We start from the raw sequence: 26,268 nt of genomic DNA on the forward strand, positions 1-26,268 counted from the left end.
GTTTGTTTATTTTTTAAACGCATCATCGTTTCCTTTGTACTCAAACCAATCGTACAAAGCCACTGTTGATGTTGGCGCACCATTAGAAGTACCGTATAATGCAAACAGGCTTCCGACAAATCCACCTGCAACTTTTGTTGTAAGGAACGAGCCATCAACGCCTTCTTTTAGCAGTTGCCATTTGTTCTTTTTCTCTGCAAAAAAGAACGCATAAGTGTTGGCTCTTGCTTCAATTTTTAAGAACAGTTCTTTTGTTGAACTTAATTTTTGCGATGCTAATAATTCCGGTTCTGTTTTTCCTCTTGCAGGTGATTTGAATAACTGCACAACAGGTCCTCCGTTTTCAACCGACTTGCATAAAAAGTAATAAAAGTTTTCGCTCTGGAAAATAAGCATGCCTGCTTTTTCTTTTTCTGATGCAGGTATAAAGTTGATGCTCGTTGCCGCATATCCTTTCAGGTTATTCTGACGGTAACCAAGGAAGGATGGACTTTTACGTTCTGTAGCCGTTTGCGGACGTAATGCCAATTGAAGAAATCCTTTTTTGGCTGTTAAGCTGTACGCATCTTTTTCCGGATTGCGCAAGAAGAGATAACGAAAATCAAATTTATCTGTCTTGAAATCATCTTTGAAGCTAACGTTACCACCAAAAGGATTGTTTACTTTTTTGGTGATGGCCGGAAGCGGAACAGGCAACGTATAAGGAACTGTTGCATTGCCTTCGAGTATATGTGGCCAACCATCTTTCCATTCCACAGGCAATAAAAAAGTTTCACGACCGGTTGTATAAAAATCATCATCGTAAGGGCGGCAGGCAAGAAACACAGCCCACCATTTTCCATCAGGTGTTTCTACAAAATCAGCATGACCGGTTGTGGTGATAGGATTGGGTCGTTTTTTATCCAAATGTTTTTGTGTAAGAATCGGATTCTTCTCATACGAAACATAAGGACCTTTCACAGATTTACTTCTGAATACAACTTCTGTATGATTGTAGCCAGTACCACCTTCAGCACAGATCAAATAATACCAGTCATCTTTTCTGAAAATATGCGGAGCTTCAATCCAGATCGGTTTTTTTGAAAGATCAGTGCCGCCATTCACCAGTAAAATTTCTTCACCCACTACTTTCATCGCATCAATATCAAACTCATACATACGAATGGTACGATGACCGTTGTACAATGGTTTATTATCAGGTGCATCATTGTTGTAAACAACATAAGCTTTATCGTCAACAAAATCAATTGATGGATCAATACCACGTACCTGCGGTAACCAGATCGGATTACTCCAAGGCCCTTTCGGATCTTTTGCCGTGATGATGAAATTTCCTTTCTTATCAATAAGCGTACAAAGAATGTAAAATGTTCCTTTGTGATAGCGTATGGTGGGAGCAAACAAACCTCTCGATACACCTGCATTGGTTTGATCCAATTGCTCTTCACGATCCATGGCGTTGCCGATCTGTTTCCAGTTCACCAAATCAGTACTGTGAAAGATTGGAAGACCGGGAAAGTAGGCGAATGTGGAAGTGGTCACATAATAATCATTCCCTACTCTGCAAATACTGGGATCGGGGTAGAAGCCCGCCAATATCGGATTTTTGAAGGTTTGTGCGTTTACAAAAAACAACAGCATTGCAAAGGTGGTCGATAAAAAAACTTTCTTCATCTGATTGTATGATTTAATCGTTGTAAGGTTTTATTGTTTTGATGAAACCATTCTCATCGTGTACAAGCTCCGTTACTTTTACACTGCGTAAATGCGTTACACCTTTGCTTAAACTGCTGTCATGGTAAAACAAATACCATTTATCTCCAAATGCGCAAATGGAATGATGCGATGTCCATCCAACAACCGGTTCTAAAATCCTTCCTGCATATTTGAACGGACCATAAGGATTATCGCCAATAGCATAACACAAGTAGTGTGTATCACCTGTTGAATAAGAGAAATAGTATTTGCCGTTGTATTTGTGTAACCAGCTTGCTTCAAAAAATCGTCTGTCGGTATCGCCTTGCAAAAGAGGTTCGCCGTTTTCATCGGTGATCAACACATCTTTTGGCGCTTCAGCAAACTCTAACAGATCATCTGTGAGCTTTCCAATTTTTGGACATAGTGCAGGTTCATTTTCTTGTGGTAAAAATGCAAACGGACTTTCTGCTTGCTCTGCATTGAAGGTTCCGCTGCGCCAGCGTTGTAACTGTCCGCCCCAGATACCACCGAAGTACATGTAATAACTTCCATCTTCATCTTTATATACTGCAGGATCAATAGAGAAACTGTTTTTGATGGCTTCAGGCTCTGGCGTAAAAGGGCCAACAGGCGAATCACTTATAGCTACACCAATTCTGAAAATACCTTCGTCATCTTTTGCGGGAAAGAACAAATAATATTTACCATCCTTCTCGTTTGCATCAGGTGCCCACATTTGTTTCGCTGCCCAGGGCACATCATTTACATGCAACGCTAATCCATTGTCAATGGCTTCACCTGTTGGTGAATCCATTGAAAGAATATGATAATCTTCCATGGCAAAATGGCTACCGAGATCATCAAATGCATCACCTGCATCCACGTCATGCGATGGATAGATATAAACTTTTCCATTGAACACATGTGCCGATGGATCGGCTGTGTAAATATGTTTCACCAATGGTTGTGAAATAGCTTTGCTGTTCAGTTCAGCGAAGTCGATATGTGCAATACTGTCTTCAGGCATAAAAAAGTTTTATCGTCTGACGCCAACGTCTGACGTATTTAAAAAATTAAGAACGTCTTTGTTTCAGGTCTGCTTCAATCTGCACTTCCATTTTTTTATTTATTTCATAGAAGAACAGGAGTGCTGCTGCTAGCAGAAACGGGATCGCAGGATAAATACTCACCAGCATTTTTGTTCCATTAATAGCTGTTTCTGTTTGCCCCGTAGTGCTTTGTGGCATGTATCCATATCTTCCTAATATCCATGATACGAGTGAACTGCCGATGCTCAGTCCGGCTTTTAATCCAACCATCATTGCAGAAAAAATGATAGCAGTTGCTCTTCGGTTATTTTTCCATTCACTGTAATCAGCCACATCAGCAATCATTGTCCAGAGAATAGGCGTATTAATTCCGTAAAAGAATCCGTGTAATATTTGTGCCGCAAAAATGATAGCAATTGATTTTGGCGGAAAGAAATAGAAGAGAATGATGAACACCGTGGCGATTAGTAATGATGCAATAAACACATTGCGTTTGCCCCATCGGTTCGTAAACCATGGCGATATCATAATGCCGATGAGCCCAACCAAAATACCTCCACCATTAAAAACACCCAAGCCTAACGATGTATCATTTTCAAATGTTGGTAAGAATTTTTTAAATGGCTCTAAGAAAGCAGTGAGTTCTGCTTTGTCAACATAGTTTTCAAAATAATAAACATAAGAACCGCCTTTTAAAGCAAGTGTAATAAAGATCAATGTGGTTACAGTTAGTATGATCACCCACGGTTTGTTTTTAAACAAATCGCCAAGGTCTTCTTTTAAAGAAGATTTTTGCTCCGGCTTGGGAATGATCCTTTCTTTTGTTGTAAGAAAACAGATGATGAGCATCAACGTTCCAATAACAGCTAGTACGGTCATTACTTTTGATATACCGATCTTCATTGCTTCTGCATCTGTTCCTCCACCTGCTTTGATAATAAAATTATACATGAACACCTGCACAAAAAACTGGGCAAACATCACTGCAACAAAACGATAAGAGCTCAAGCTGTTGCGTTCTTTCATGTCGCCGGTTATTACGCCGCTCAATGCACCATAAGGCAAATTATTAGCCGCATACAGTAATAACAATAAAGCGTAGGTAATGACTGCGTAAATAACTTTTCCCTGGTAAGCAAAGTCCGGTGTTTTGAAAGCCAGCAATGAAACAACGCCAAGAGGTATGGCTGTCCATAAAATCCATGGACGGAATTTTCCCCACTTAGAATTAGTTCTGTCTGCAATGGCTCCCATGATCGGGTTAAATGCAAATGCAGCAACAAGACCAACAATAAGCGTTAACATGGAAGCATGCTCAGCTTTCAATCCGTAAATATTCAGATAGTAGTATGCGATCCAGGTAACAAGTGTTTGAAACACTAAATTGGCAGCAAGATCGCCTAAGCTGTAACCGATCTTCTCAACAACAGATAATTTTTGTGAGGTTTCCATGTTTGTTTTTTAATGAGCAAGTAGTTTGTTTATTTCTTTAACGCCATTACTGCATGGTATGCAGGCTTCGGATTAAATGCACGATCGAAGAGTAATGGATAATTTGTACGACCGGGAACAGGCCAGCCATTCAACCAGCTTTGTCCATCGTTCACACCCCAGAAAGTAACCCGTGTAATTTTATCCTTGTGTTTTAAAAACAGTTTGAAGAGGTTGGCATAATCGTTAGCCTGTTGTTGCAGCAAACTATCAGGAATACCATTTGCATAAGGATTCAATGCTGGGTTCGATGCCTGGCGTTGGCCTACATCAGCACCTTGAAAATTGCGTGGGAGCATTTCAATATCCAGTTCGGTGATCATCACTTTTAAACCAAGTGCATGATAGGCAAGAATACTTTCTTCAATATCCTTGAATGGCACACGACCTAAATGCCAGTGACCCTGTATACCCACACCATCAATTCGAACACCCGCAGCCTGCACTTTTTTCACCAAGGCAATACAGCCTTCACGTTTTTTCGGTTGTTCGTTATTGTAATCGTTGTAATAAAGCTCAGTGTTGGGTGATGCTTTTTCTGCTAAACGAAAAGCTTCCGTAACAAATCCATCGCCCATTTTGTCAAGAAAGATCGACTTACGCATAGTGCCATCTTCATTCAATGCTTCATTTACTACATCCCATGAAAACAGTTTACCACTGTAACGACCAGCAACGGTGTTGATGTGATTGCTGAAGAATGTTTTAAACGAATCAACATCTTTTATTCTTCTTGCAAACTGCGGTAACTGGCTATGCCAAATGAGTGTATGGCCGTTTACTTTGATGTTATGCTTTGCAGCATAAGCAACAAGTTTATCGGAAAGATCAAAATTGTACTGATCCCATTGCGGATGAATGTTTTCAGCCTTCATACAATTCTCCGGTGTAATAGCGTTGAACTGCACAGGAATTAATGCAGCAGCTTTTGGATCTCGTTCTTCAATTTGCGGCGTGTTTAATGCAGTGCCAATCAGGAAATCATTTTTGTAAGCATCTTTTAATGATGCAGCAAACGATGTTGCATTTTTTGTGCTTGTGCAATAAGCGAAGCAGGCAAGTATTGCTCCCGCCGCAGTAATTTTTAAAATGAATTTTTTCATACTCTTCGTTTTAATCAGTAGTTGAATAATTAATTATTGATCCTTGTTTCAGGCGGACCGAGATAGCTCTGCTTCATGCCTCCAAAATCTGCTACAATTTTTTGCAGCACCACGCCACTATTCACCATCCAGTATTTAATTACATGTTTGCCGGGCTTATCAATGTTGTGTTTGCTTGTTTTGATGATAATATTTTCACTCACCCATTTGTTCCAGATGCCACTGATGCTGTTCTTGTCTTCTTTGTTAAGGCTGATGATCTGTGGCGCTTGATCATCAACCGAAACCGCATACTGCAAACCATTTTCTGTAGTGAAAAAGTTGAGCGTAGGAGAGAAGTATGTATGAATGCGGAAACTGTCTTTGCTATAGGTATAAATTTCGTATTCAAGATATGGCGTTGTTGCCGATGGTTGTTGTTCAGGCGCAGTTACAGGAATTGTAGTTACTGCATCGCCTGTGCGACCATGATCGGGTAACACTTTCCATGATATTGTTTTGCTGTTGTTGGCTTTGGTGAAATGAGCGGCTTCAATTGAAACTGTTTCAAAGCGTTCAAAGAAACTATTGGGCTTTGCATCTTTTGGATATTCGGCTTGCGGTGCTCTGCCAATCGAAACAATCTCGTCTTTAAATGTTGTGCCTTCGGGTAAATATTGCACAGCGGGCATTTTGTTAAACGGAGGTTGCTGCCAGTATGTGTAACCAATATGCGTCTGGCTCATCATATGATTCCACTTGCCCTTGTTGAGTTGATGATATTCAATTGTGATGAGTGAATCTTTTAGGTAAAGTTGTTTTACTCGATCTGCATATTCAACGGTTGATTCATATTTTTCTTTGAAAGCAACTTTGTTCAACGCCACGTTGTAATACATCTCGTTAAAGTTGGCGCATGCTTTTATTGGATGCAGCACGAGTTGAAAGAATGCATCTTTTTGTTCGGCCGGCAATTCGCTGTTGATCTCTTCTGCTTTTACTAGCAACTCATTGTAGTCATTCACCACTTGTTCCCATTCTCCATAAAAAAAACTGTATGTTCGGTCATCAAGCAGTTCAGGTTTTCTTCTGCTGTTATACTTTGCATATTTAGCAAGCAACTCAGCAATGGTTGTTGCATGCTTTTTTCCGAATTGTTGTGCCGCCCATTTTTCAGTGTATGATTGAATATCTGCGGCATCAATTTTTGTTGGATCCCATGCATAATCGATGAAGAAGGAGATAGGCAATTCCATTGGTTTGATATCACCCACATTTACGATCCAGATATCTTTTACATTATGCTCGTATGCCAAGTGCATCTGTTCCCAAATGCGTGGCAGCGGATTTGTATTGAGCCATTTGTAATTGCGTGGACCACCCACATAATCGAAATGATAGTAAATACCATAACCACCTTTGCGTGGCTTTTCATTTGGTTTTGGCAGCTTACGGATATTGCCCCAGTTATCATCGCATAACAACAAGGTAACATCATCGGGCACACGCATACCTTTATCATAGTAATCTTGTACTTCTTTGTACAATGCCCAAAGTTGTGGCGTTTCTTCTGCAGGTTTGCCCGTTACATTCTTAATAATTTCACGTTGATCTTTTACAATGCGTTCAAGTAAAGATGTTGCAGTTTCCCTGCTCATAGGTTCATCACCATCGCCACGCATACCTACACTTACAATTTTTTCGTTCCATGCACGCTGCATACCGCCACGCCAGAATTCTTTTAACCCTGCTTCTGTGCTGTCGTAATTCCATTTTTGTTTTTTACCATATCGACGCCATTCATCATGTGCACGCATCAATGGTTCATGATGCGATGTGCCGATCACAATCGCATATTCATCGGCTACTTTAATGTTGAGCGAATCATCATCATAAAACGCATTGCCCCACATGGCAGGCCAGATATAGTTGGATTTTAAACGAAGCATTAACTCAAACACCTTGGCATAAAACTTTGAATTAAAGCCGCCGAATTTTTCTTTGCTCCAGTTGCTGAGTGCAGGCGCTTCATCATTAATAAAAATGCCACGGTATTTTACTTTCGGTGCATCGGTGATGGTTGTGTTTGCATTGATGAGTATTTCATTTTTTGTCTGCACTGGTACATCGGCCCACCAATACCACGGCGATACGCCCATTTGTTTGCTCACTTCAAATACACCGAATGCAGTGCCTCTGCGATCACTACCGACAATCACAAGTGCCTGATCAATTCCTTTGAACGGATTTTTGATTGTGAGAATTTTATATGCTTCCCATTTACCTTTTATATCGTTAACGGATAATTTCTTTTGTTGAATAAGTTGTTTGATAAAGCTTGATTTGTCAATCGAGCCAATGATAATGGCTGTTTTGTCCGACTTACTGATGCTGTTTTGAACAGTGCTTGTTTTCAATGTAACCGATTGCATATCGGAAGCAAAAAAAAGTGCGGCCTTATTTACAACAGTAAAATCATTTGCATCAACAAGAATGGATGCCTCGTTCAATGCATAGATTCCTGAACCGGCTTTCGGTGCCAGTAACTGTGCATTTGTAAAAATGTACGCACATAAAAATACAGCAAGCAAGATCGTTTTCTTCATATGTATCGTTCGTGACCGTAGCAGCTTGCAACTGCAACGGTTGTTTTATTTCAATTTGTTTACAGCTTAGAAACCAATACTGTTGCCACCATCAACAGGCAGCACAACACCGGTAACATATTTCGCAGCATCGCTTGCTAAGTACAACGCTGCGGCACCAATATCTTCAGGTTGTCCCATATGTCCCATTGGTGTGCGGTTGAATACTTTTGCTTTACGTTCTGGATCGCTGTTCAATGCTTTCTCTGTCATAGCACTATAAATGAATCCCGGTGCAATGGCGTTTACACGAATACCGTTTGGTGAAAGTTCAACTGCCATTGCTCTTGTCATGCCATCAATTGCTGTTTTGCTTGCACTGTAGGCAATTACTTTTGGTAAACCATATTGTGCAGCCATTGAACTGATGTTAATGATGCAACCACTTTTATGTTTCAACATATCTTTCACCACTTCACGACTGATGCTGAACACGGCCGTTACATTTGTAGTGAGTATGCGTTGAAATTCTTCATCTGTTACTTCTTCAAATAATTTCTTTTGATTGATACCTGCATTGTTTACCAGGATATCGATCTTGCCAAACTCTGCCAGAATATTTTCAATCAAAGCAGGGATGGTTGAAAGGTCACTCAGGTCGCAAACTTTATAGAAACCATTTTCACCTAACTCTGCTTTTGCTGTTTTTAATTTCTCTTCATCACGGCCAACAATAATGGTCTTGATGTTGTTTGCAGCAAATGCTTTTGCAATTGCAAGGCCAAGACCGGAACCTCCACCTGTTACAATTGCTAACTTTTGTTCGTTGCTCATAATTCAAATATTAGTTTAGACCGCAAGTTAGTTGCCCGGTGCAAACGGGAAACGTAAACTTTTATAATAGTCTAATGTTTTAGCTGGTTGTTCGTAATTCGAAGGAATTGGTTGTTTTGAAAATGTCTGAAAATAGAGCAAACATGCATCACGCCACCACTTTGCTTCTTCTAATTGTACATTCAGTAACATGCTAACTTCTTTGAAACGTTGTGCATCTACTTTCGTTTGTTGTTTCTGCCATTCACGCTGCATCCATTTCACACTGTCAACACCGGCATTGTATTTATAAGCTAATTCATTCCATAACGTTCGACCGTTTTTCATTTTATATGTCCATGGTACATGATGAAACCACAATAAATATTTTTCGTCAACTGTTGAAAGATTTTCCCATTGTTTTCTTGCTTCCGGGAAATATTGTTCAATGGCTTTACTTCCAGTTGATGTACGGTTGAAACCAATGCCTGCACTATCTGCTTTGTGATAGTAAACTGGATTCCATTCGGGCCTACCAAGATTACTTACCCAAGGGGCAGGACCATAATGATGGCCTGTACCCATGATATGATGCAGACCAACAGGATTCATATAACTCACCATGATCTCCCTGCTGTTGAGCATGAGTTGCTTTGTTGATCTTACAAATGCATCATCATTGTTGAATGTCATACGTAACCATTCATCAGCAATGGCATCGCTACTTAAATCATAATTCCATGCAAGTCTTCCTAATGCATACCAATTTGCCTGCGCCATTGGATGACCACACCAATTGATATCGCTGCCAATATTGGCAACACCAGTCATTCCATTCAGTGAATGATTATCCAAACTTCCATCGATCACTTTTGCAACAGTAGAGCCTTTGCCCTTTGCATAAGTGTCGCTATCTAATACTTCTTTAAAAAGAGGAGCAAGAAAAACCCAATTCGTTGCCTGTCCTAAATATTCCTGTGTTACCTGGAACTCCATCATCAACGGTGTTTTTGGCATTGCACCAAACAAAGGATGAAACGGTTCACGTGGCATAAAATCGATGGCACCATTTTTCACCTGCACCATTACATTGTTTTCAAATTTTCCATCGAGAGGAACAAAATCATCATAAGCTTGTTTATGCCGATCGATCGGATTTTCTGCTGCGTATACAAATGCACGCCAGATAACAATCCCCTTATGCGGAGCCAATGCTTTGGCCATCATGTTGGCACCATCAGCATGTGTTCGTTTATAATCCTGTGGACCGGGTTGTCCTTCACTGTTTGCTTTTACTAAGAAACCTCCAAAATCTGAAACGTAAGAGTAGATCTCTTTTGCTTTTTCATTCCACCATTGTTGTACGGTATTCTCTAACGGATCAGCAGTTTTTAATTTGCCGATTTCGATAGGCGCACTGAAACGTGCTGTAAGAAATATTTTGATGCCATAGGGACGAAACACATCTGCCAAAGCTTTTACTTTTTCTAAATAAGCAGGTGTGAGGATGAGTGCATTGGCATTTACATTCGTCAACACAACAGCATTAATGCCCAATGATGCATTTGCCCTTGCATAATCAATATAACGTTGATCGATATAACCTGGCAGGCGATGCCAATCCCAAATAGATTCACCTGCATAACCACGCTCAACAGTACGGTCAAGATTATCCCAATGGTTGAGCATGCGCAACTTTAACTTAGGAGTAGAAACAATGTTGAGATTTGTTACCTGTTGATTTGTTTGCAGCAAACGCAAGTAATGAAAGATGCCGTAGAGAACCGCCACATCTGTATTTCCGGTGATGAATGTTTTGCCGGGCTTTGCTTTAATGATAAAACCTTCTTCGCCTATTTGCCTTAATTCATCTTTTGTCACAAGAGCAGAAATAACGTTTGATGATTGTGCCGTGCCGGCCATGAACAGACTCGATGTATTGATCGAGCTGTTGATCAAATAACTGCTCCCTGTTAAACCTAACAGCGCAGTTGATAATTCTTTTCTTGCAATAGCAGCGGTAGAAGAGGAGCCGAGTACAACGGGCGAACCAACTTGTTTCTTATAGTCAGAAAGAAGGCTTTTGTTTTTGATGGGTACATAACGTAACCAAAGGTCATAGCCATTCTCTGCCTGTACAGACACACACAATATCAATAATAGCAGCAATACGTTTATTCTCTTCATGTAAGTAATCGTTACAGCATCATCCTTTACGTAAAGATGATTTTCGAATGATCAATTCTGATTTTACAATAATGGTGTTTGTCTGGGTGATCTTGCTATCACCTTTCAGGTGTGCAATTAAATTTCTTGCAGCAATCTCGCCAATATCAATACCGGGATAGTTGATAGTGGTCAACTGTGGTTCCACAATTTTGCTGATGGCATCGTTGTTAAAACCAACAATGGCAATATCTTCCGGAATGCGCACGCCATGCTCCTTTAATGTTTGCATGCAAACTGCTGCAGAGAAATCATTTGTGATAAAAGCAGCATCTGGCATTGGTTTCATATCAAGGATCTGCAGTGCAGCTTCACGACCGCACTTTTCACTAAGGTCTTTTATGAGTACAAGATCTTCATCAAACTCAATTCCGTTATCAAATAAAGCGTCTTTATATCCTTTAAAACGTTGAGCATATACGTTACGGCTGAGGTTAGCAGTAACAATCACAATGCGCTTGCTTCCCTGTTCAATTAAATGTTGTGTTGCCTGGTAACCATTCTTGTAGTTATCGATCACCACTTTGGCGTTATCTGAATTTTCTTCCACACGATCGAAGAAAATAACCGGTATATGTTTATCGAAGAAAGGTTGAAAATGATCTAATCCTTTTGTATCGAATGAAAGCGAAGCAATGATGCCATCCACACGTTTATGAAATAAGTTGATAACGTTCGCTGCTTCTTTTTGAAAACTTTCTGATGAGTGGGTGATAATAAGATCGTAACCAGATTCAGTGCTGATCTTTTCAATACCGGCTAATACAGATGTAATAAAGTTACTGTTCAATTCATGTACAATAATGCCAATGGTGTTTGTCTTTTGCTTTCGAAGATTACTGGCAAAGTTGTTATGACGATAACCCATTTCCTTAGCTGCATCCTGGATCTTCTTGCGGGTATTTTTGCTGATAGCAGGATGATCCTGAAGCCCACGGCTGACAGTAGCCGTAGAAAGTTCAAGTACTTGTGCAATGTCGTAAATGGTAACTTCTTTTTTCTCCTTCATAGTTTTGCTTTGTTCTTAAATCCTGTTTTATCAGTTTGATCGTTTTGAAGACTCCCTTATCAGCAATGGAGCTTGCAAAACAAGCTTTGTTGTTTTCTTTGTTGTAACATCACCCTTCAGAATGTTGATCAATCCTGAAGCAGCAGCCTCACCTATATTGTAACCTGGGTATTCAACAGTAGTAAGCTTCGGCTCTATTACCCTGCTGATTGCATCATTATTAAAACCAACAAAGGCCATGTCTTCAGGAATTTTAATTCCATTCTCTTTCAATCGACCCATACAGTACACGGCTGACATATCGTTGGCACAAAAAACTGCATCAGGCCTTTCTTCTGATCTTAATGAAAGAATATGATCAGCAGCGTTAATGCCATCCTGCTCGCCGAGCTTGCAGATGTAAACTAATTTTTCATCGTAAGTGATGTTATTATCTTCTAGTGCTTGCCTATATCCTTTTAAACGATCGGTATAAATATCTCTTAACAGGTTACCGCCAACATGCATAATTCGTCTGCAACCTTGTTCTATAAGATGAGTAACTGCTTTGTAAGCTGCTTCCTGGTTATTGATCACAACGCTGGTACTTTGATCAGTTGGAAAGGCACGATCAAAAAATACCACAGGTATATGTTTATCGAAGAAAGGTTGAAGATGTGTGATATCAGCTGTATCATACGCCAATGATATCAGCAGGCCATCCACTCTTTTATTAAACATGGTATGCGCATTGCTTTTCTCGAGTTCCTTTTTTTCCAGCGATTGGCTTATGATGATATTATAACCTTCCTTGCTGGCAATGTCTTCAATACCTGCAAGAACCGATGTCATAAAATAACTGTTCAAACGAGGAACAATAATGCCGATAGTTTGTGTGCGTTTATTCCGGAGATTGCTTGCGAAATTGTTGTGACGATAGCCCATTTCTTCAGCCTTATCAAGAATACGTGCAACGGTGTCCTTATTAAGAGCACTGCTTTTCTTCAGCCCCCTGCTAATTGTGGCAGGCGATAGATTAAGCTCTTTGGCCAGGTCGTAAATGGTTACATCTTTCTGCATAAAGGAGAGACAAACATCGTTTATCGCACCTAAGGTAGAAATTATTTTAAAAAAATAATGCAATCGGTTGCATTTTTAAAAATATTTCCTACATTAGCTTTCAGATTGGATCAATTGAATAAAATTGAGTGAGTACGGTTGCTGTAATTGTTTACAGCAAATGATTACAGACGTTATAACCATTGTTGCTTTCAGCAAAGTAGCGATGATGTAACGCATGAGCATAGCATTATTTAACCGGGCATCCGAGGGGAAAATGCTATTTTTTTGGTTTAAATATGCAACCGATTGCAATACGATTTTGCTTACATCTGCAGCAATGCAGACTATATAAAAGATAACTGCTGAAATGAGATTGTTGATTGCTTTGTCGACTCCTTTAAAAGATGATACTCTTCATCTGGATGTAGATCCATCTTCATGGATATGCTGCAAGCGTCCTGTTTCACCATTTATTGTTTCTTCTTTCCAGAGATTTTATTGGATCTATCATCCGCCAACCTGATGACTGATACTTATTAATAAATGTGTATCCCCTTTTGACTATCATAAACTGTTTCAAAACTCAAAACTAGAATTGACTATGCCAAACAAAAAAAACAATTTGTGCCTTCTTGAACGAAAGGCGACAAATGCAGTAACGCTGGCAATTGCAATGCTGCTTCAACTACTATTTTTTTCAACTGCCCATGCTCAGAGTATTACTGTAAAGGGTAAGGTAACAAGCGAACAAAATGTGCCAATTGAAGGAGCATCCATTGTCGTAAAAGGAACAGGTAACGGAACCACTACGGATAATAGTGGTGGGTTTACTATTTCCGCACAACGAAATGCTGTTCTTGTGATCTCTGCTATCAATTTTACTGAAAAGGAAGTAACTGTTACAGGATCAGAGTTAACGATAAAGCTGGAGTCTATTGAAAAATCTTTGGGTGAAGTAGTGGTAGTAGGGTATGGCACACAACGCAAAAAAGACGTTACAGGATCTACTATATCTGTAAAAGGAGAAACGCTTAATGAAATTAAAGCGCCTAATATTTTTAATCAAATACAGGGACGGGTAGCTGGTGTTGATATTGTGAACAATAGTTCAAACATTGGAGCAAGCGGTGAAATTCGTATTCGTGGTAACCGATCTATTACCGGCAATAACAACCCGTTGATCATTGTTGATGGTATGGCTTATGGAGGAAGTATCAATGATATAAATCCTGAAAATATCTCCAGTGTTGACATTTTGAAAGACGCTTCTGCAACAGCCATCTATGGTTCAAGAGGTGCAAATGGTGTAATTATTATTACAACAAAACGTGGCCGGTCAGGAAAGCCAACAACAAGCTATAATGGATATGTGGCAATGGTGAATGCTATTGATACATGGGATATGTTTAACGGTCAGGAGTACGCTAAGTTTAAGGAAGATGCAAGACAGGGTCAGCCTGCTTTTGCGACCAATCCAAACGTTACAAATCCTTATGCGCTTAATGCTACAGAGCAGGCAAACCTCGCAGCAGGCGTTAATACCGATTGGCAAAGTCTTTTGTTAACAACAGGTATCAGAACAGGACATGATTTGAATGTTAGCGGTGGAAATGACAGAACACAATATTATTTCGGGCTTGGATATTTCAGAGAAACCGGCATCATACCCGATCAGGCGTTAGATCGTTATACGTTCAATGTAAACATTGATCATAAAATGACCGACCGTATCAAGATCGGATTTACATCATTCAATACCATGGGTTACCAGAAAAGACTCGGTACCAATGCCTATGGTACAGCTTTGCGTTTAGGGCCTTTGTATAAGCCTTATAACGATGATGGGAGTATCAATTTCCAGCCCACCGTGTTACAGGGTGTTGATAATACAACAATCAATCCGCTTACTTCCATCGGTAACAATGATATTATTAAGGCGAATACACGCCGATATCAATTCCAACACAATTTCTACGGAGAATTGAAAATTTTGAGAGACCTTAAGTTCAAAACCACATTTGGTTTTGGATGGTCGCAAACATTTAACAGTAATTACACCGGCCCAAACAATGTGTTTAACAATAATACCAATACAGCAGGCGCAAACCTTAGCCAGGCTAATGCGGAAGGATGGCAGTACACCATCAATAACTCTTTGGAGTATAACAGAAACTTTGGCGGAAGACATAAAGTAACTGTGCTGGCATTACAGGAGATTCAGAAAAATAAATTCCAGTCTCAGCAATTTAATGGCCAGGGTGTTCCAGCCGATTATATCCAGGATTATAATTTTCAGTTAGTAAATACGGTTACTCCACAAAATTCGGGATATAGTGAGTCTGGCCTAATTGGATATATGGGTCGTGCTACGTATTCATTCGATGATAAATATCTGCTTACTGCTACAGTAAGAGCCGATGGTGCATCTGTACTGGCACCCGGAAATAAATGGGTTACCTATCCTGCGCTTTCTGTTGGTTGGAATATCGACAGAGAAGAATTCTTTAACAACGTAGATTTTATTTCTTCATTGAAATTAAGAGCAGGTTGGGGTATCAGTTCAAACGCTGGAATAAGCCCTTATCAAACTTTAGGAAGCCTTAGTTCAAACTTCTACAACTACGGACAAGGTAGCACTCCTCTCGTAAACTATGTAAATGGCTACACCATCAATACCCTTCCTAACCCCGAACTTACTTGGGAAAAAACAAGAGGTTTAAATATCGGTGTAGATTTTGGCTTACTTAACAGCCGTATCACCGGTTCAATTGAATATTTTGATAACCAAACCACCGATATCTTATTAAGTAAAAGCTTACCTGTAAGTAATGGAGCGAATTCTATTTTGGTGAATGCAGGAAAAACAAGCACAAAAGGAATGGAGTTTACCGTTAGCAGCATGAATATACAAAGTAAAAAAGAAGGTGGATTCATGTGGCGTACGGACGTATCTGCATTCTTTACCAGAGAAAAAATTGTGGCTTTGCAACAAGGCTTACAACAGGATATAGGTAACGGATGGTTTGTTGGAAAACCGATTACTGTGATCTATGATCTGAAGAAAATTGGTATTTGGCAAACAAGTGAAGCAGCACAGGCTGCAGTGTATGGTCAGTTCCCTGGTGATATAAAGCTTGAAGACAGAAATAAGAATAATGCAATTGACGCAGATGACCGCCAGTTTGTGGGAGATTTTCAACCTGACCTCGTAGCTGGTATGACAAATCATTTTGAGTTTAAAAATTTCGATTTGAATGTGGTGATGTTCGGTCGTTTCGGACAAACAGTTGTAGCAACTTATTTATCCGCTGATGGTGGTGCAGGTGGTTATCCATTCTTTATGAACAGTCGTGTAAACCAACATAAAGTTGATTACTGGACACCAACAAATCCAACAAATGCTTTCCCTCAACCAGATGCAAGTCGTGATGGACAGCTTTACACATCTACACTTACTTACCAGGATGGTTCTTTTATTAAAGTGAGAACAATTGATTTGGGTTACAACGTTCCTGCAGGTATGCTCAATAAGTTGAAGATTCAATCTTTAAGAATATATGTATCTGCTCAGAATCCTTTTATCCTTTGGGCTCCAATGGTAAGAGATGGCCTGGGTATAGATCCTGAAGGAAACTTTACGGGTGCTAATAATTCCGTTGGTTCAATCGGCAGCACTACTCCTGTTAAAACACGTGCTATTACAGTTAACATGAATGTGCCACCAACCCGCCAGTTTGTTTTTGGTGTAAACCTGAAATTTTAATTTTTAAAGACTGTTATTATGAAAAATAAAAATAAAATATTCCTGATTTTTTGTACGGCATTGCTGTTTGCTGCCTCAGGGTGTAAGAAAATTTTGGACGAGCAGCCGAGAAGTTCCATAGATCCCTCGTATTTTAAAACGCCTGAAGGTATTCAAGGTGGAATTGCAGGTATTTATTCTTCTTTCCGTGGACATTGGGGAACACAAATTTTTACCCAGTTATTCAGTGCAGGAACTGATGAATCACTAAAAGGTGCAGCAGCAGATGTGCAACATTGGTTCACCTATAATAACCCGGCGATAAAAAGTAACACAAACGATTACTTAGGTTTTTGGAATGGTTTGTTTATTGATATCAATACAGCAAATGGCGTGTTGGAATATGGAGCAAATGCCAATATGCCTGCAGCTACAAAAACACAAGTGCTTGCACAGGCAAAGTTCCTGAGAGCGTTCTGCTATTTTTATTTGGTGACAACTTTTGGCGATGTTCCTTTGCATACCACATTTAATACCAATGCAACTGCAGCAGATACAAGAGCCCCTATAGCTGATGTATATGCACAAATCATAAAAGACTTAACTGAAGCTGCTAATGATTTGCCAAACACACCAGCAGCAGGTACTGGTAAACCGGCAACGAAAGCAACTGCCTTGTATTTACTTGCTAAAACCTATCTCTGGAGAGGATGGTCAACAGCAGCTCAGCCCAATGATTTTACCAATGCGTTTACTACTGCGAAGAATGTGATCGATAATAAAGGAACATACGGATTAAACCTTCTTCCTTATTTCGGTGATGTTTTTAAAGAAGGTAATGAATACGGTTCCGAAATTCTGATGGTGATCGATCATACCAAAGATTTGAAATTTGGTCAGAACTCAGCACCAGGCAGTTTTGCATCAGGCCCGGCAGAAAATAAATCTAATTTCTTCTGGCGTCCTAACTATCCAACTGTTCTGGCCAATTATCCTGCCGGTGGCGGTTCACCTGTTTGTGTTAGGGATATCAGAAACGGACGTCCTTTTCAACGTATCAGACCAAACACACAATATGTGATGGATGTTGCTTTTGCAAACAGAGCCACGGACGCAAGGTATGAAGGCACGTTCCAAACAGTATTTCTTTCTAACAGCACGCAAATGGCGGCTGCAGGAACAGCTGGTGTTGTAACACCAAGGGGACAATTAATAAATGCGGTAGATACTGCCATCTGGTTTGCTGACAGAGTTGTTACTCCTGCTGAAAGAGCAAACTTCAAAGGAATTATTTTTGAACCTGAGCATTTACCCGGTGCAACTGTTAAATACACTGCAAGCTTTTTCCCTAATCTCAGAAAGTTCAATGATTCTACAAGAGCTGATCTGAATGATTATTCAGACAGACCGTTTATTTTATTCCGTTTTTCTGATTTGTATTTAATTGCTGCAGAGGCTGCATTTAAAGGCGGCGGTACGTTGCAACAGGCAGCTGATATGATCAATGTATTAAGAACAAGAGCTGCATTGAAATTAAATCAAACACCTGCCGAGTATACTGCTGCTGTTGCTGCACAACAAATTACAGCGGCCCAGGTAACATTGAATTTCATTCTGGATGAAAGAAGTCGTGAACTGTTTGCTGAAGACTGCCGTTGGTGGGATCTTTCAAGAACAAAAACACTTGTTGCAAGAGTGCAGCAGTACAATCCCGAAGGATCTGCAGGTGTGCAAGCTTACAATATGCTCAGACCAATTCCACAAAGCCAGATTGACCTGGTAACTGAAGGACCAAAATTTCCTCAAAACCAAGGTTATTTTTAATTAGTGGTAATGTAAACTGATGAAGTGTTTAAATAAAATGTTCATTTAAAAGTACTCGAATGGGAGAGATGGTCTCATCTCTTCCATTCGTTGCGTTTGCAATAATCGTCTAAAAAAAAATGGAGTTGTCAACGATATTCTTCTGTGCGAAATATAGCTTGGAATATGAAAAAACAATAAAGGAATTATAAAAACTATTTCATGTTAGTTTGTTTAGGGTCATAATCAACAATCGGGGGAGTGTGTCGTCATTCCCCCTCTTTTAAGAATCGAAAAAATGTACATTTGAACATGTTGTTATTAGGAATTGATATTGGTACTTCATCTATAAAAGTTTCAGTGGTTGATGCACAAACACAGCAACGCATTGTTTCTGTATCGTGGCCCGAAATTGAAACGGAAATTATTTCAAAACAACCGGGTTGGGCTGAACAAAATCCCGACAGCTGGTGGGAACATACACAACAAGCCATCCTCAAAGCAAACGCAACAAAGAAATATGATCCATCAGCAATCGCTGCTATTGGCATTTCTTACCAGATGCATGGATTGGTTGCGGTTGATAGAGAAAACAGAGTTTTACGTGATAGTATAATCTGGTGCGATAGTCGTGCAGTGGAAATTGGCAACAAGGCATTCGATGAAATAGGTCCTTCAAGATCATTACAGCATTTATTGAATTCACCCGGAAATTTCACTGCGAGTAAACTGGCTTGGGTAAAACAGCATGAACCTGATGTTTACAATAAGATCAGTAAAATAATGTTGCCGGGCGATTATATCGCTTTGCAATTAACAGGCGATGCAACAACAAGCATCTCCGCTCTCTCTGAAGGTGTGTTTTGGGATTTTGTGAAGAATGAACTTTCAGAAGATGTGTTTAACTATTATGGGTTTACAACAACAGTGATACCTGAAATAAAAGATGTATTTGCAGAACATGGAAAACTGTCATCAGCTAACGCTTCAACACTTGGATTGAAGGCTGGCATACCTGTTACCTACAAAGCAGGCGATCAACCCAACAATGCTTTATCATTAAATGTACTTGAAGCAGGTGAAGTTGCAGCTACTGCAGGTACAAGTGGGGTGATTTACGCAGTAAGTGATCAACTGACGTTTGATACGCAATCACGCATCAACAGCTTTGCACATGTAAACTATACTAAAGAACAAAAACGTATTGGTGTATTGCTTTGCATTAACGGTACAGGCATTTTAAATCGTTGGGTAAAAAATATTACGGGTAATCCAACTTACCAGCAAATGAACGATGCGGCAGCAACTGTTTCAATTGGCAGCAATGGATTGTTCCTGCTTCCTTTTGGCAATGGCGCAGAACGTATGCTTGAAAATAAAATTGCAGGTGCTCATGTGCAGCAACTCGATCTGAACATTCATACCAACGCACATCTTTATCGTGCTTCGCAGGAAGGAATTGCATTTGCATTCCGCTATGGTTTGGATATTATGCGAGAAAACAAAATGAATCCTTCAGTGATACGTGCAGGAAGAGCGAACATGTTCTTAAGTGATGTGTTTACCAAAGCATTTGTAAACACTTTGAATATACCGGTGGAATTACATAATTGCGATGGAAGTGTAGGGGCAGCACTTGGTGCAGGAATTGGCGCAGGAATTTATGCCAATGCAAAAGAAGCGTTCACCAATGCAAAACCATTGGCAGTAGTAGAACCAGATGAAACAACAAAACAATACGATGCTCTGTATACAAAATGGAATGAGTTGTTGCAAAAACAACTGCAACCATAAGCAGAGCTATATTCATAACTGAGCTGACAACAGCAGATAAAAAAACAACCAATGACAGTAGTAACAGGACAGACCGAATTTTTTAAAGGCATTCCTCAAATAAAATTTGAAGGAACAGAAAGCGATAACCCATTGGCCTTTCGTTGGTACGATGAGAACCGGATCGTAGCAGGAAAGAGTATGAAGGAGTGGTTACGATTTGCATGTGCTTATTGGCACAGCTTTGTAGGCAGCGGTGCCGATCCGTTTGGTGAACCCACACATATATTTCCATGGGACTCGAAGAGTGATGCAGTAGAGCGTGCAAAAGATAAAGCAGATGCAGCGTTTGAATTCATCACTAAATTGAACTTGCCTTATTATTGCTTCCATGATGTGGATGCAATTGATTATACCAATGATGTAAAAGAGAACGATCGTCGTTTGCAAGCCATCACTGAATACTTTGCCGAAAAGCAAAAAGCAAGTGGTGTGAAACTTCTTTGGGCAACTGCGAATCTGTTTTCTAATCGCAGGTATATGAATGGTGCAGCAACCAACCCTGATTTTCATGTACTCACTCATGGTGCAGCACAGGTAAAAGCAGCTCTTGATTCAACCATTGCATTAGGTGGTGAGAACTATGTATTCTGGGGTGGTCGTGAAGGTTATATGAGTTTGCTTAATACAAACATGAAGCGTGAGAAAGAACATCTTGCAGGCTTCCTGCATGCAGCAAAAGATTATGCACGCAAAAATGGTTTTAAAGGAACGTTCTTTATTGAACCAAAACCCTGCGAGCCAAGTAAACATCAATACGATTATGATTGCGAAACCGTGATCGGCTTTCTTCGTCAGTATGATTTGTTGAATGATTTCAAAATTAATATTGAAGTAAACCATGCAACATTGGCTGGTCATACCTTCCAGCATGAATTACAGGTAGCTGCTGATGCAGGTATGCTTGGATCAATGGATGCAAATCGTGGCGATTACCAGAATGGCTGGGATACTGATCAGTTCCCCAATAATGTAAATGAATTAGTGGAAGCAATGCTGGTTGTTGTGGAAGCTGGTGGCCTTGCAGGTGGTGGTATCAACTTCGATGCAAAGATCCGCAGAAACAGTACTGATGCTGAAGATCTGTTCCATGCGCATATTGGTGGTATGGATACGTTTGCACGTTCGCTCGTTATCGCAGATAACATTCTGCAGAAATCAGACTACAAAAAGATAAGGGCAGAGCGTTACGCTTCATTTGATAGTGGTAAAGGAAAAGAATTTGTAGAAGGTAAACTTTCTCTCGAAGATCTGCGTGCCTTCGCATTAGATAATGGCGAGCCTGTTGTTCGTAGCGGTAAACAGGAATACCTGGAGAATTTAGTGAACAGGTTTATTTAATAACCAATGGTTGTAAGTTGCCTGCAATAAAAAGTTTATACTTTTTATTGCAGGCTTTTTTATGTTAGCAAGTACATTTGCACAAACGATTACAATATGTTGATGCATCAAACTATGCGTTGGTATGGGCCAAATGATCCGGTAAGTTTAGCTGATATACGCCAGGCAGGATGTGCAGGTGTTGTTACTGCACTTCATCATGTGCCTGTAGGAGATATATGGACGTCAGATGAAATACTCATCCGCAAACAAATGATTGAAGAAGCAGGCATGACCTGGACAGTGATCGAAAGTTTACCGGTTAGTGATGATATAAAACGTCAGTCGGGCAACTACATGTATCATATTGAAAACTACAAAGCGAGTTTGCGCAATATAGCAGCCTGTGGTTTAAAAGTAGTAACCTACAATTTTATGCCGGTGCTCGATTGGTTGCGTACTGATATCGCTTACCCAATGGCTGATGGCAGCACAGCACTTTATTTTAATCGCCTCGATTATGTGATTTTTGATTTGTTCCTATTGCAACGCCCCGATGCTATCATTGGTTATTCGCAGGAAGAAGTGGCAATCGCCAATGAACGGTTTGGTGGCATGACGAAAGAACAACGTACAAAACTCTTCAGCAATATGATGCTGGGTTTACCGGGTAGTGATGATGCATTTACACCTGAACAAGTACTAACTGAATTAAAAAAGTATGAAGGCATTGATGTTGCCAAACTCAAAGAACATTTGTTTTATTTTTTAGAGCAGGTGGTTCCTGTTGCTGAAGAGTACGGTTTAAAGATGGCGATACATCCTGATGATCCTCCTTACTCCGTATTAGGTTTACCCCGCATCATGAGCACTGAACAGGATGCCGCTGATTTGTTAGCTGCAGTTCCATCACCGGCAAATGGTTTGTGTTTTTGCACAGGTTCTTTCGGTGCAAGAAAAGACAATAATATTCCGGCAATGTTGAAGCGCTTTGGTGATCATATTCACTTTCTTCATTTGCGTAATACCAAGCGTGATGCGGAAGGTAATTTTTATGAGGCCGATCATTTAGATGGCGATACAGAAATGTTTGATGTGATCAAGGAAATTGTATTGCTGCAACGCCGTAGAAATATTTCTCTTCCAATGCGCCCCGATCATGGTCACCAGATGCTCGATGATCTGAAAAAGAAAACCTATCCCGGTTATTCGGCAATTGGCCGATTAAAAGGCTTAGCTGAATTGAGAGGTGTTGAGTATGCATTAGCAAGAGCGCTTTAATAAAATATAGCTGTAAATAATTGTGACCCGATAGAATTCCAATCTGCCGGGCCATTTTTTTGTGATGATGCGGTATGAGTAAAAGCTTCTTATTTTCGATGAAACAAGAGTGGAATAATGCCTGCAAATAAAAGTGCCGCTATTCGTTATCGTATCATCGATCGTTGTTTGCGTAACCGTCAGCATAAATATCCAACCAAGGAATATATACGTCAGCGATGCATGGAAGAATTGTATGGCGATATGGCCGATGATATTTCTGTATCAACCATAGAAAAAGATATGGTGGCCATGCGGGAAGATGCCGGGCTTGGTTATTTCGCTCCCATTAAATACCATCGTTTACATAAAGGTTATTTTTATACCGATGAAGATTACAGCATAGATGGCATGTCGTTGAATGAAGAAGAGAGTGAAGCATTACGAAGTGCAGCACATACCTTGAGTTTGTTTGCAGATGTGCCGTTGTTTGAAAACCTGAAAGAAGCGATTGAAAAGATTAATACACGTTTATCGCTTTCTGCAAATCTTGAAGATCCTTCCATTAATCAATATGTGCAGTTTGAAAAACCTGTAACGCAGAATGGTAAGGACTGGATCAAACCATTGTACGAAGCAATCGTAAACCGTCTGCCGATCAGTTTTACGTATTTCAATATTTATAAAAATGAAACACGTGCCCATGAACTTGATCCTTATTTACTGAAAGAAGTACGCAATAAATGGTATCTCATCGGCTGGACAAATAAGCATAACAATTTTACAACTTATGCCCTCGATCGAATCACCGGCCTAGAAAAAGGTACAAAAGCATTTAAGTACCGGCGTGATTTTAATGCCGATGATTTCTTTAAATACTCAACAGGTATAATGGAAGGCCCAAAGCCAAAAGAGAAAGTGTTGCTGGAAGTATATGGCCCTGCTTCACGCATGTTGCAGGTTAGTCCCATGCATCATACCCAACACATCATAAAAGAAACGAACGATAAGTTGACTGTGGAATTAGAAGTGACAGTAACGGAAGAATTTATCCATCAATTGCTTGCTATCTGCAATGAAATGAAAGTGCTGAAGCCTGCTTCATTAAAGAAACGGATGAAAGAAGAATTGGAAAAAGCGATGGGGTATTATTGATAATTTTTCACACAGCGAGCACAGGGTTCGCTGAATAAGATAGCTAGCATTCTTTCTACGGATCCTTTTCGATCTCTGTGTGTATTATTTTTTTCGCCAATCCCATGGCGCAACAGGGTTCTTCAAACTCCACAATCCGGCTTTTTGTTTTCGTGCAAGTAATTCGGCTTTTGCTAATTCTTTATTAGAGGAATATTTTACAAAATGCCACGCCATACCTTTCGCCACCAGTTCTTTGTTGATCCATAGTTTATGTTGAGTGTAGATATCAGCAATCTTTCGTTTGTTACGATCGGTATCAGTAACAACAACAGTAAGAAGCTCATTATTGCATAACGCTCCCAATAATTCTTTTGATGCGTTTGCAAAATCCTGTTTCTTTTCAGGTGCATCAATTCCAGCAAGACGAATACGATGCGTTGTGGTACCAACGAGCAAGTCAAATGTATCGCCATCAATAATCCTTACAGCTTTTCCTTTAAGAGTATAAACAGGACGAGTAGGTGTAAAGGCCAGCAACGGCAACAACAAAAAAGAAAGTAGCGTAATGCGAAACATATATTTTTTCATCAGTGCTTTAACGTGCTAACTGATCTTTTGTTTTTGCAGAAAAGCAAACGAAGTAAGTTTTACGGTATGATCGTGTTCACGGATGTTCCATTTTTTACAGAAGCCAACAGGTACAATAATGGCGTAAGCACAGTCAATAAAGAATTGTACAAATAGTGCATCGCCTTCCTTTCGTTTTGGCATGTTGAATGTTTTACTGATGTTACCCGTAGCGTCAACCAATATTACTTCCACATCAAAACTATAACCAAACCAAACCGCCGATTGCTGATCAACGCTTGGAAAATGTAGGACCAAAGGTTTGCGAAACTGGAACTGGTTACGATAATTGAGCGATTGATAAATTTCCGCAACTGTTACTGCTTCTTCTGCTTCAATGGGGGAATAATGCTGGCGACCTTCACAAATACTGAAGTAACATTTATTGTTGAATGGATAAGAAAGCTTTTGCATAATCTGTTCTTTAATAATGTAAAAGAACAAAGCCACTTTGCAGTGTATTTGAGAAGCCAAAACAAATCGAAAAAGAGTACAAGGTTGGGAAAAGATCAAGAATCACCACAGAAACATAATTTTCGATATTTTATAAATATTTATTGTTTATCAATAAATATTTATTTATTTTTGCTCTATCTTCTTAAACGAAACTTTATGTCAATTAAAACTGATTACATCTTGCAAGCGCTGCATGTACTGTCGTGGATCGTATTTGTAGGACTTTGTATTGATGCAAGTACTTTTATCGTTTCCACAATTGCAACCCTAATGCTTGAACCTCCCCAGGCTGCAAAATTCTGGAGACAGGTTGACCTTAACGCAGTGTACAACTTCAATGAAAGCCGTTTTGTTACACTTACCGCACTCATCATTATTACAACGATCTTAAAGGCTACCATGTTCTATATGATCATCCAATTCTTTTATAAGAAGAAATTTAATTTATCGAAGCCATTTAGCGAAACAACAAAGCGATTTGTATTGACCCTTGGCTACCTGTCGCTGGGTATTGGTTTGTTTTCATCGTGGGGAACAGGAGTTGTTGAAGGGCTGGTTAAAGAAAGAGTAAGCATACCTGACCTGCGTTTCATGCGATTGGCGGGCGCAGATGTTTGGTGGTTTATGGGCATTGTATTGTTAGTGATTGCCTTTATATTCAAAAAAGGAATTGACCTGCAAAACGAAAACGAATTAACTGTTTAACCCATGGCAATAATTGTAAACCTTGATGTGATGATGGCCAAACGGAAAATGAGTTTGAATGAACTTTCAGATAAAGTGGGATTAACGCTTGCCAACTTATCGATCCTTAAAACCGGCAAAGCAAAAGCCATTCGTTTCAGTACGCTGGAAACAATCTGCAGAGTATTGGATTGCCAGCCGGGAGATATATTGGAATATAGAGATGAATAAAGATGATACCCGATACGGCCTCATTCGATTCAAAGACATACAAATAAAAAGCCCCGCATTTCTGCGGGGCTTTAGCTCCCCCTTCAGGGGTTGAAATGTTATTGAATATCAATTAATTATAGGGCTAATGAAATAAAATCGAAAAGTGTAATGAAACTGATATAAGTCAAACCCTTTCCCA

General features: G+C 39.8%; 20 protein-coding genes. 9 read left to right on the forward strand and 11 right to left on the reverse strand.

What is annotated here, in order from left to right; genetic code table 11:
• Positions 1 to 6: 6 nt before the first annotated feature.
• The 9 genes from ACO1QW_RS05190 to ACO1QW_RS05230 form a co-directional block, all read right to left on the reverse strand.
• A complete protein-coding gene (locus tag ACO1QW_RS05190) occupies positions 7 to 1,674 on the reverse strand; it encodes a glycoside hydrolase family 43 protein (RefSeq protein WP_486256350.1) in 1,668 nt (555 codons plus the stop codon).
• Positions 1,675 to 1,687: 13 nt separating this feature from the next.
• On the reverse strand, positions 1,688 to 2,725 hold the full coding sequence (locus tag ACO1QW_RS05195) for a glycoside hydrolase family 43 protein (protein WP_486256352.1): 1,038 nt from the start codon (positions 2,723 to 2,725) through the stop codon (positions 1,688 to 1,690).
• A gap of 46 nt (positions 2,726 to 2,771) precedes the next feature.
• Positions 2,772 to 4,199: an MFS transporter gene (locus tag ACO1QW_RS05200; RefSeq protein WP_486256353.1), complete on the reverse strand. Its 1,428-nt coding sequence runs from the start codon at positions 4,197 to 4,199 to the stop codon at positions 2,772 to 2,774.
• A 29-nt stretch (positions 4,200 to 4,228) separates the two neighbouring features.
• Positions 4,229 to 5,341 carry an endo-1,4-beta-xylanase gene (locus tag ACO1QW_RS05205; RefSeq protein WP_486256355.1) on the reverse strand — a complete coding sequence of 371 codons (1,113 nt, stop codon included), beginning with the start codon at positions 5,339 to 5,341 and terminating at the stop codon, positions 4,229 to 4,231.
• 29 nt (positions 5,342 to 5,370) lie between these two features.
• Positions 5,371 to 7,926, reverse strand: a complete 2,556-nt coding sequence (locus ACO1QW_RS05210; protein WP_486256357.1) for a glycosyl hydrolase 115 family protein — start codon at positions 7,924 to 7,926, stop codon at positions 5,371 to 5,373.
• A 66-nt stretch (positions 7,927 to 7,992) separates the two neighbouring features.
• Positions 7,993 to 8,739, reverse strand: a complete 747-nt coding sequence (locus tag ACO1QW_RS05215; RefSeq protein ID WP_486256359.1) for an SDR family NAD(P)-dependent oxidoreductase — start codon at positions 8,737 to 8,739, stop codon at positions 7,993 to 7,995.
• Positions 8,740 to 8,766: 27 nt separating this feature from the next.
• The gene (locus ACO1QW_RS05220; RefSeq protein ID WP_486256361.1) at positions 8,767 to 10,905 is read right to left on the reverse strand and encodes an alpha-glucuronidase family glycosyl hydrolase; all 2,139 of its coding nucleotides are present in this window, start codon (positions 10,903 to 10,905) and stop codon (positions 8,767 to 8,769) included.
• A gap of 19 nt (positions 10,906 to 10,924) precedes the next feature.
• The gene (locus ACO1QW_RS05225) at positions 10,925 to 11,953 is read right to left on the reverse strand and encodes a LacI family DNA-binding transcriptional regulator (RefSeq protein WP_486256363.1); all 1,029 of its coding nucleotides are present in this window, start codon (positions 11,951 to 11,953) and stop codon (positions 10,925 to 10,927) included.
• Positions 11,954 to 11,983: 30 nt separating this feature from the next.
• Entirely contained in the window at positions 11,984 to 13,012 is a 1,029-nt protein-coding gene (locus ACO1QW_RS05230) for a LacI family DNA-binding transcriptional regulator (protein WP_486256365.1), read from the reverse strand.
• 349 nt (positions 13,013 to 13,361) lie between these two features.
• Here ACO1QW_RS05230 and ACO1QW_RS05235 point away from each other — a divergent pair, with 349 nt between their 5' ends.
• The 7 genes from ACO1QW_RS05235 (at position 13,362) to ACO1QW_RS05265 (ending at position 24,107) form a co-directional block, all read left to right on the forward strand.
• Complete coding sequence (locus ACO1QW_RS05235; RefSeq protein ID WP_486256367.1) at positions 13,362 to 13,517, forward strand: hypothetical protein; 156 nt, start codon at positions 13,362 to 13,364, stop codon at positions 13,515 to 13,517.
• A gap of 78 nt (positions 13,518 to 13,595) precedes the next feature.
• Positions 13,596 to 16,757, forward strand: coding sequence for a SusC/RagA family TonB-linked outer membrane protein (locus ACO1QW_RS05240; protein ID WP_486256369.1), 3,162 nt, complete (start codon positions 13,596 to 13,598; stop codon positions 16,755 to 16,757).
• A gap of 18 nt (positions 16,758 to 16,775) precedes the next feature.
• The gene (locus tag ACO1QW_RS05245; protein WP_486256371.1) at positions 16,776 to 18,560 is read left to right on the forward strand and encodes a RagB/SusD family nutrient uptake outer membrane protein; all 1,785 of its coding nucleotides are present in this window, start codon (positions 16,776 to 16,778) and stop codon (positions 18,558 to 18,560) included.
• 291 nt (positions 18,561 to 18,851) lie between these two features.
• Complete coding sequence (locus ACO1QW_RS05250; protein ID WP_486256373.1) at positions 18,852 to 20,333, forward strand: xylulokinase; 1,482 nt, start codon at positions 18,852 to 18,854, stop codon at positions 20,331 to 20,333.
• A 51-nt stretch (positions 20,334 to 20,384) separates the two neighbouring features.
• The gene (xylA, locus tag ACO1QW_RS05255; protein WP_486256375.1) at positions 20,385 to 21,713 is read left to right on the forward strand and encodes a xylose isomerase; all 1,329 of its coding nucleotides are present in this window, start codon (positions 20,385 to 20,387) and stop codon (positions 21,711 to 21,713) included.
• A gap of 96 nt (positions 21,714 to 21,809) precedes the next feature.
• Positions 21,810 to 22,973, forward strand: a complete 1,164-nt coding sequence (uxuA, locus tag ACO1QW_RS05260) for a mannonate dehydratase (protein WP_486256378.1) — start codon at positions 21,810 to 21,812, stop codon at positions 22,971 to 22,973.
• Between the two features lie 117 nt (positions 22,974 to 23,090).
• Positions 23,091 to 24,107 (forward strand): helix-turn-helix transcriptional regulator, encoded by a 1,017-nt coding sequence (locus ACO1QW_RS05265; RefSeq protein ID WP_486256380.1) that lies wholly within the window; start codon positions 23,091 to 23,093, stop codon positions 24,105 to 24,107.
• Between the two features lie 84 nt (positions 24,108 to 24,191).
• On the opposite strand, the gene ACO1QW_RS05270 is transcribed toward ACO1QW_RS05265, so the two are convergent.
• Positions 24,192 to 24,677, reverse strand: coding sequence for a thermonuclease family protein (locus ACO1QW_RS05270; RefSeq protein WP_486256382.1), 486 nt, complete (start codon positions 24,675 to 24,677; stop codon positions 24,192 to 24,194).
• A gap of 15 nt (positions 24,678 to 24,692) precedes the next feature.
• Entirely contained in the window at positions 24,693 to 25,130 is a 438-nt protein-coding gene (locus ACO1QW_RS05275) for a hypothetical protein (RefSeq protein WP_486256383.1), read from the reverse strand.
• Positions 25,131 to 25,328: 198 nt separating this feature from the next.
• Here ACO1QW_RS05275 and ACO1QW_RS05280 point away from each other — a divergent pair, with 198 nt between their 5' ends.
• A complete protein-coding gene (locus tag ACO1QW_RS05280) occupies positions 25,329 to 25,877 on the forward strand; it encodes a DUF2975 domain-containing protein (protein WP_486256384.1) in 549 nt (182 codons plus the stop codon).
• Positions 25,878 to 25,880: 3 nt separating this feature from the next.
• Complete coding sequence (locus ACO1QW_RS05285) at positions 25,881 to 26,087, forward strand: helix-turn-helix domain-containing protein (protein ID WP_486256385.1); 207 nt, start codon at positions 25,881 to 25,883, stop codon at positions 26,085 to 26,087.
• Positions 26,088 to 26,268: the final 181 nt, after the last annotated feature.

Source organism: Lacibacter sp., from assembly GCF_057361365.1.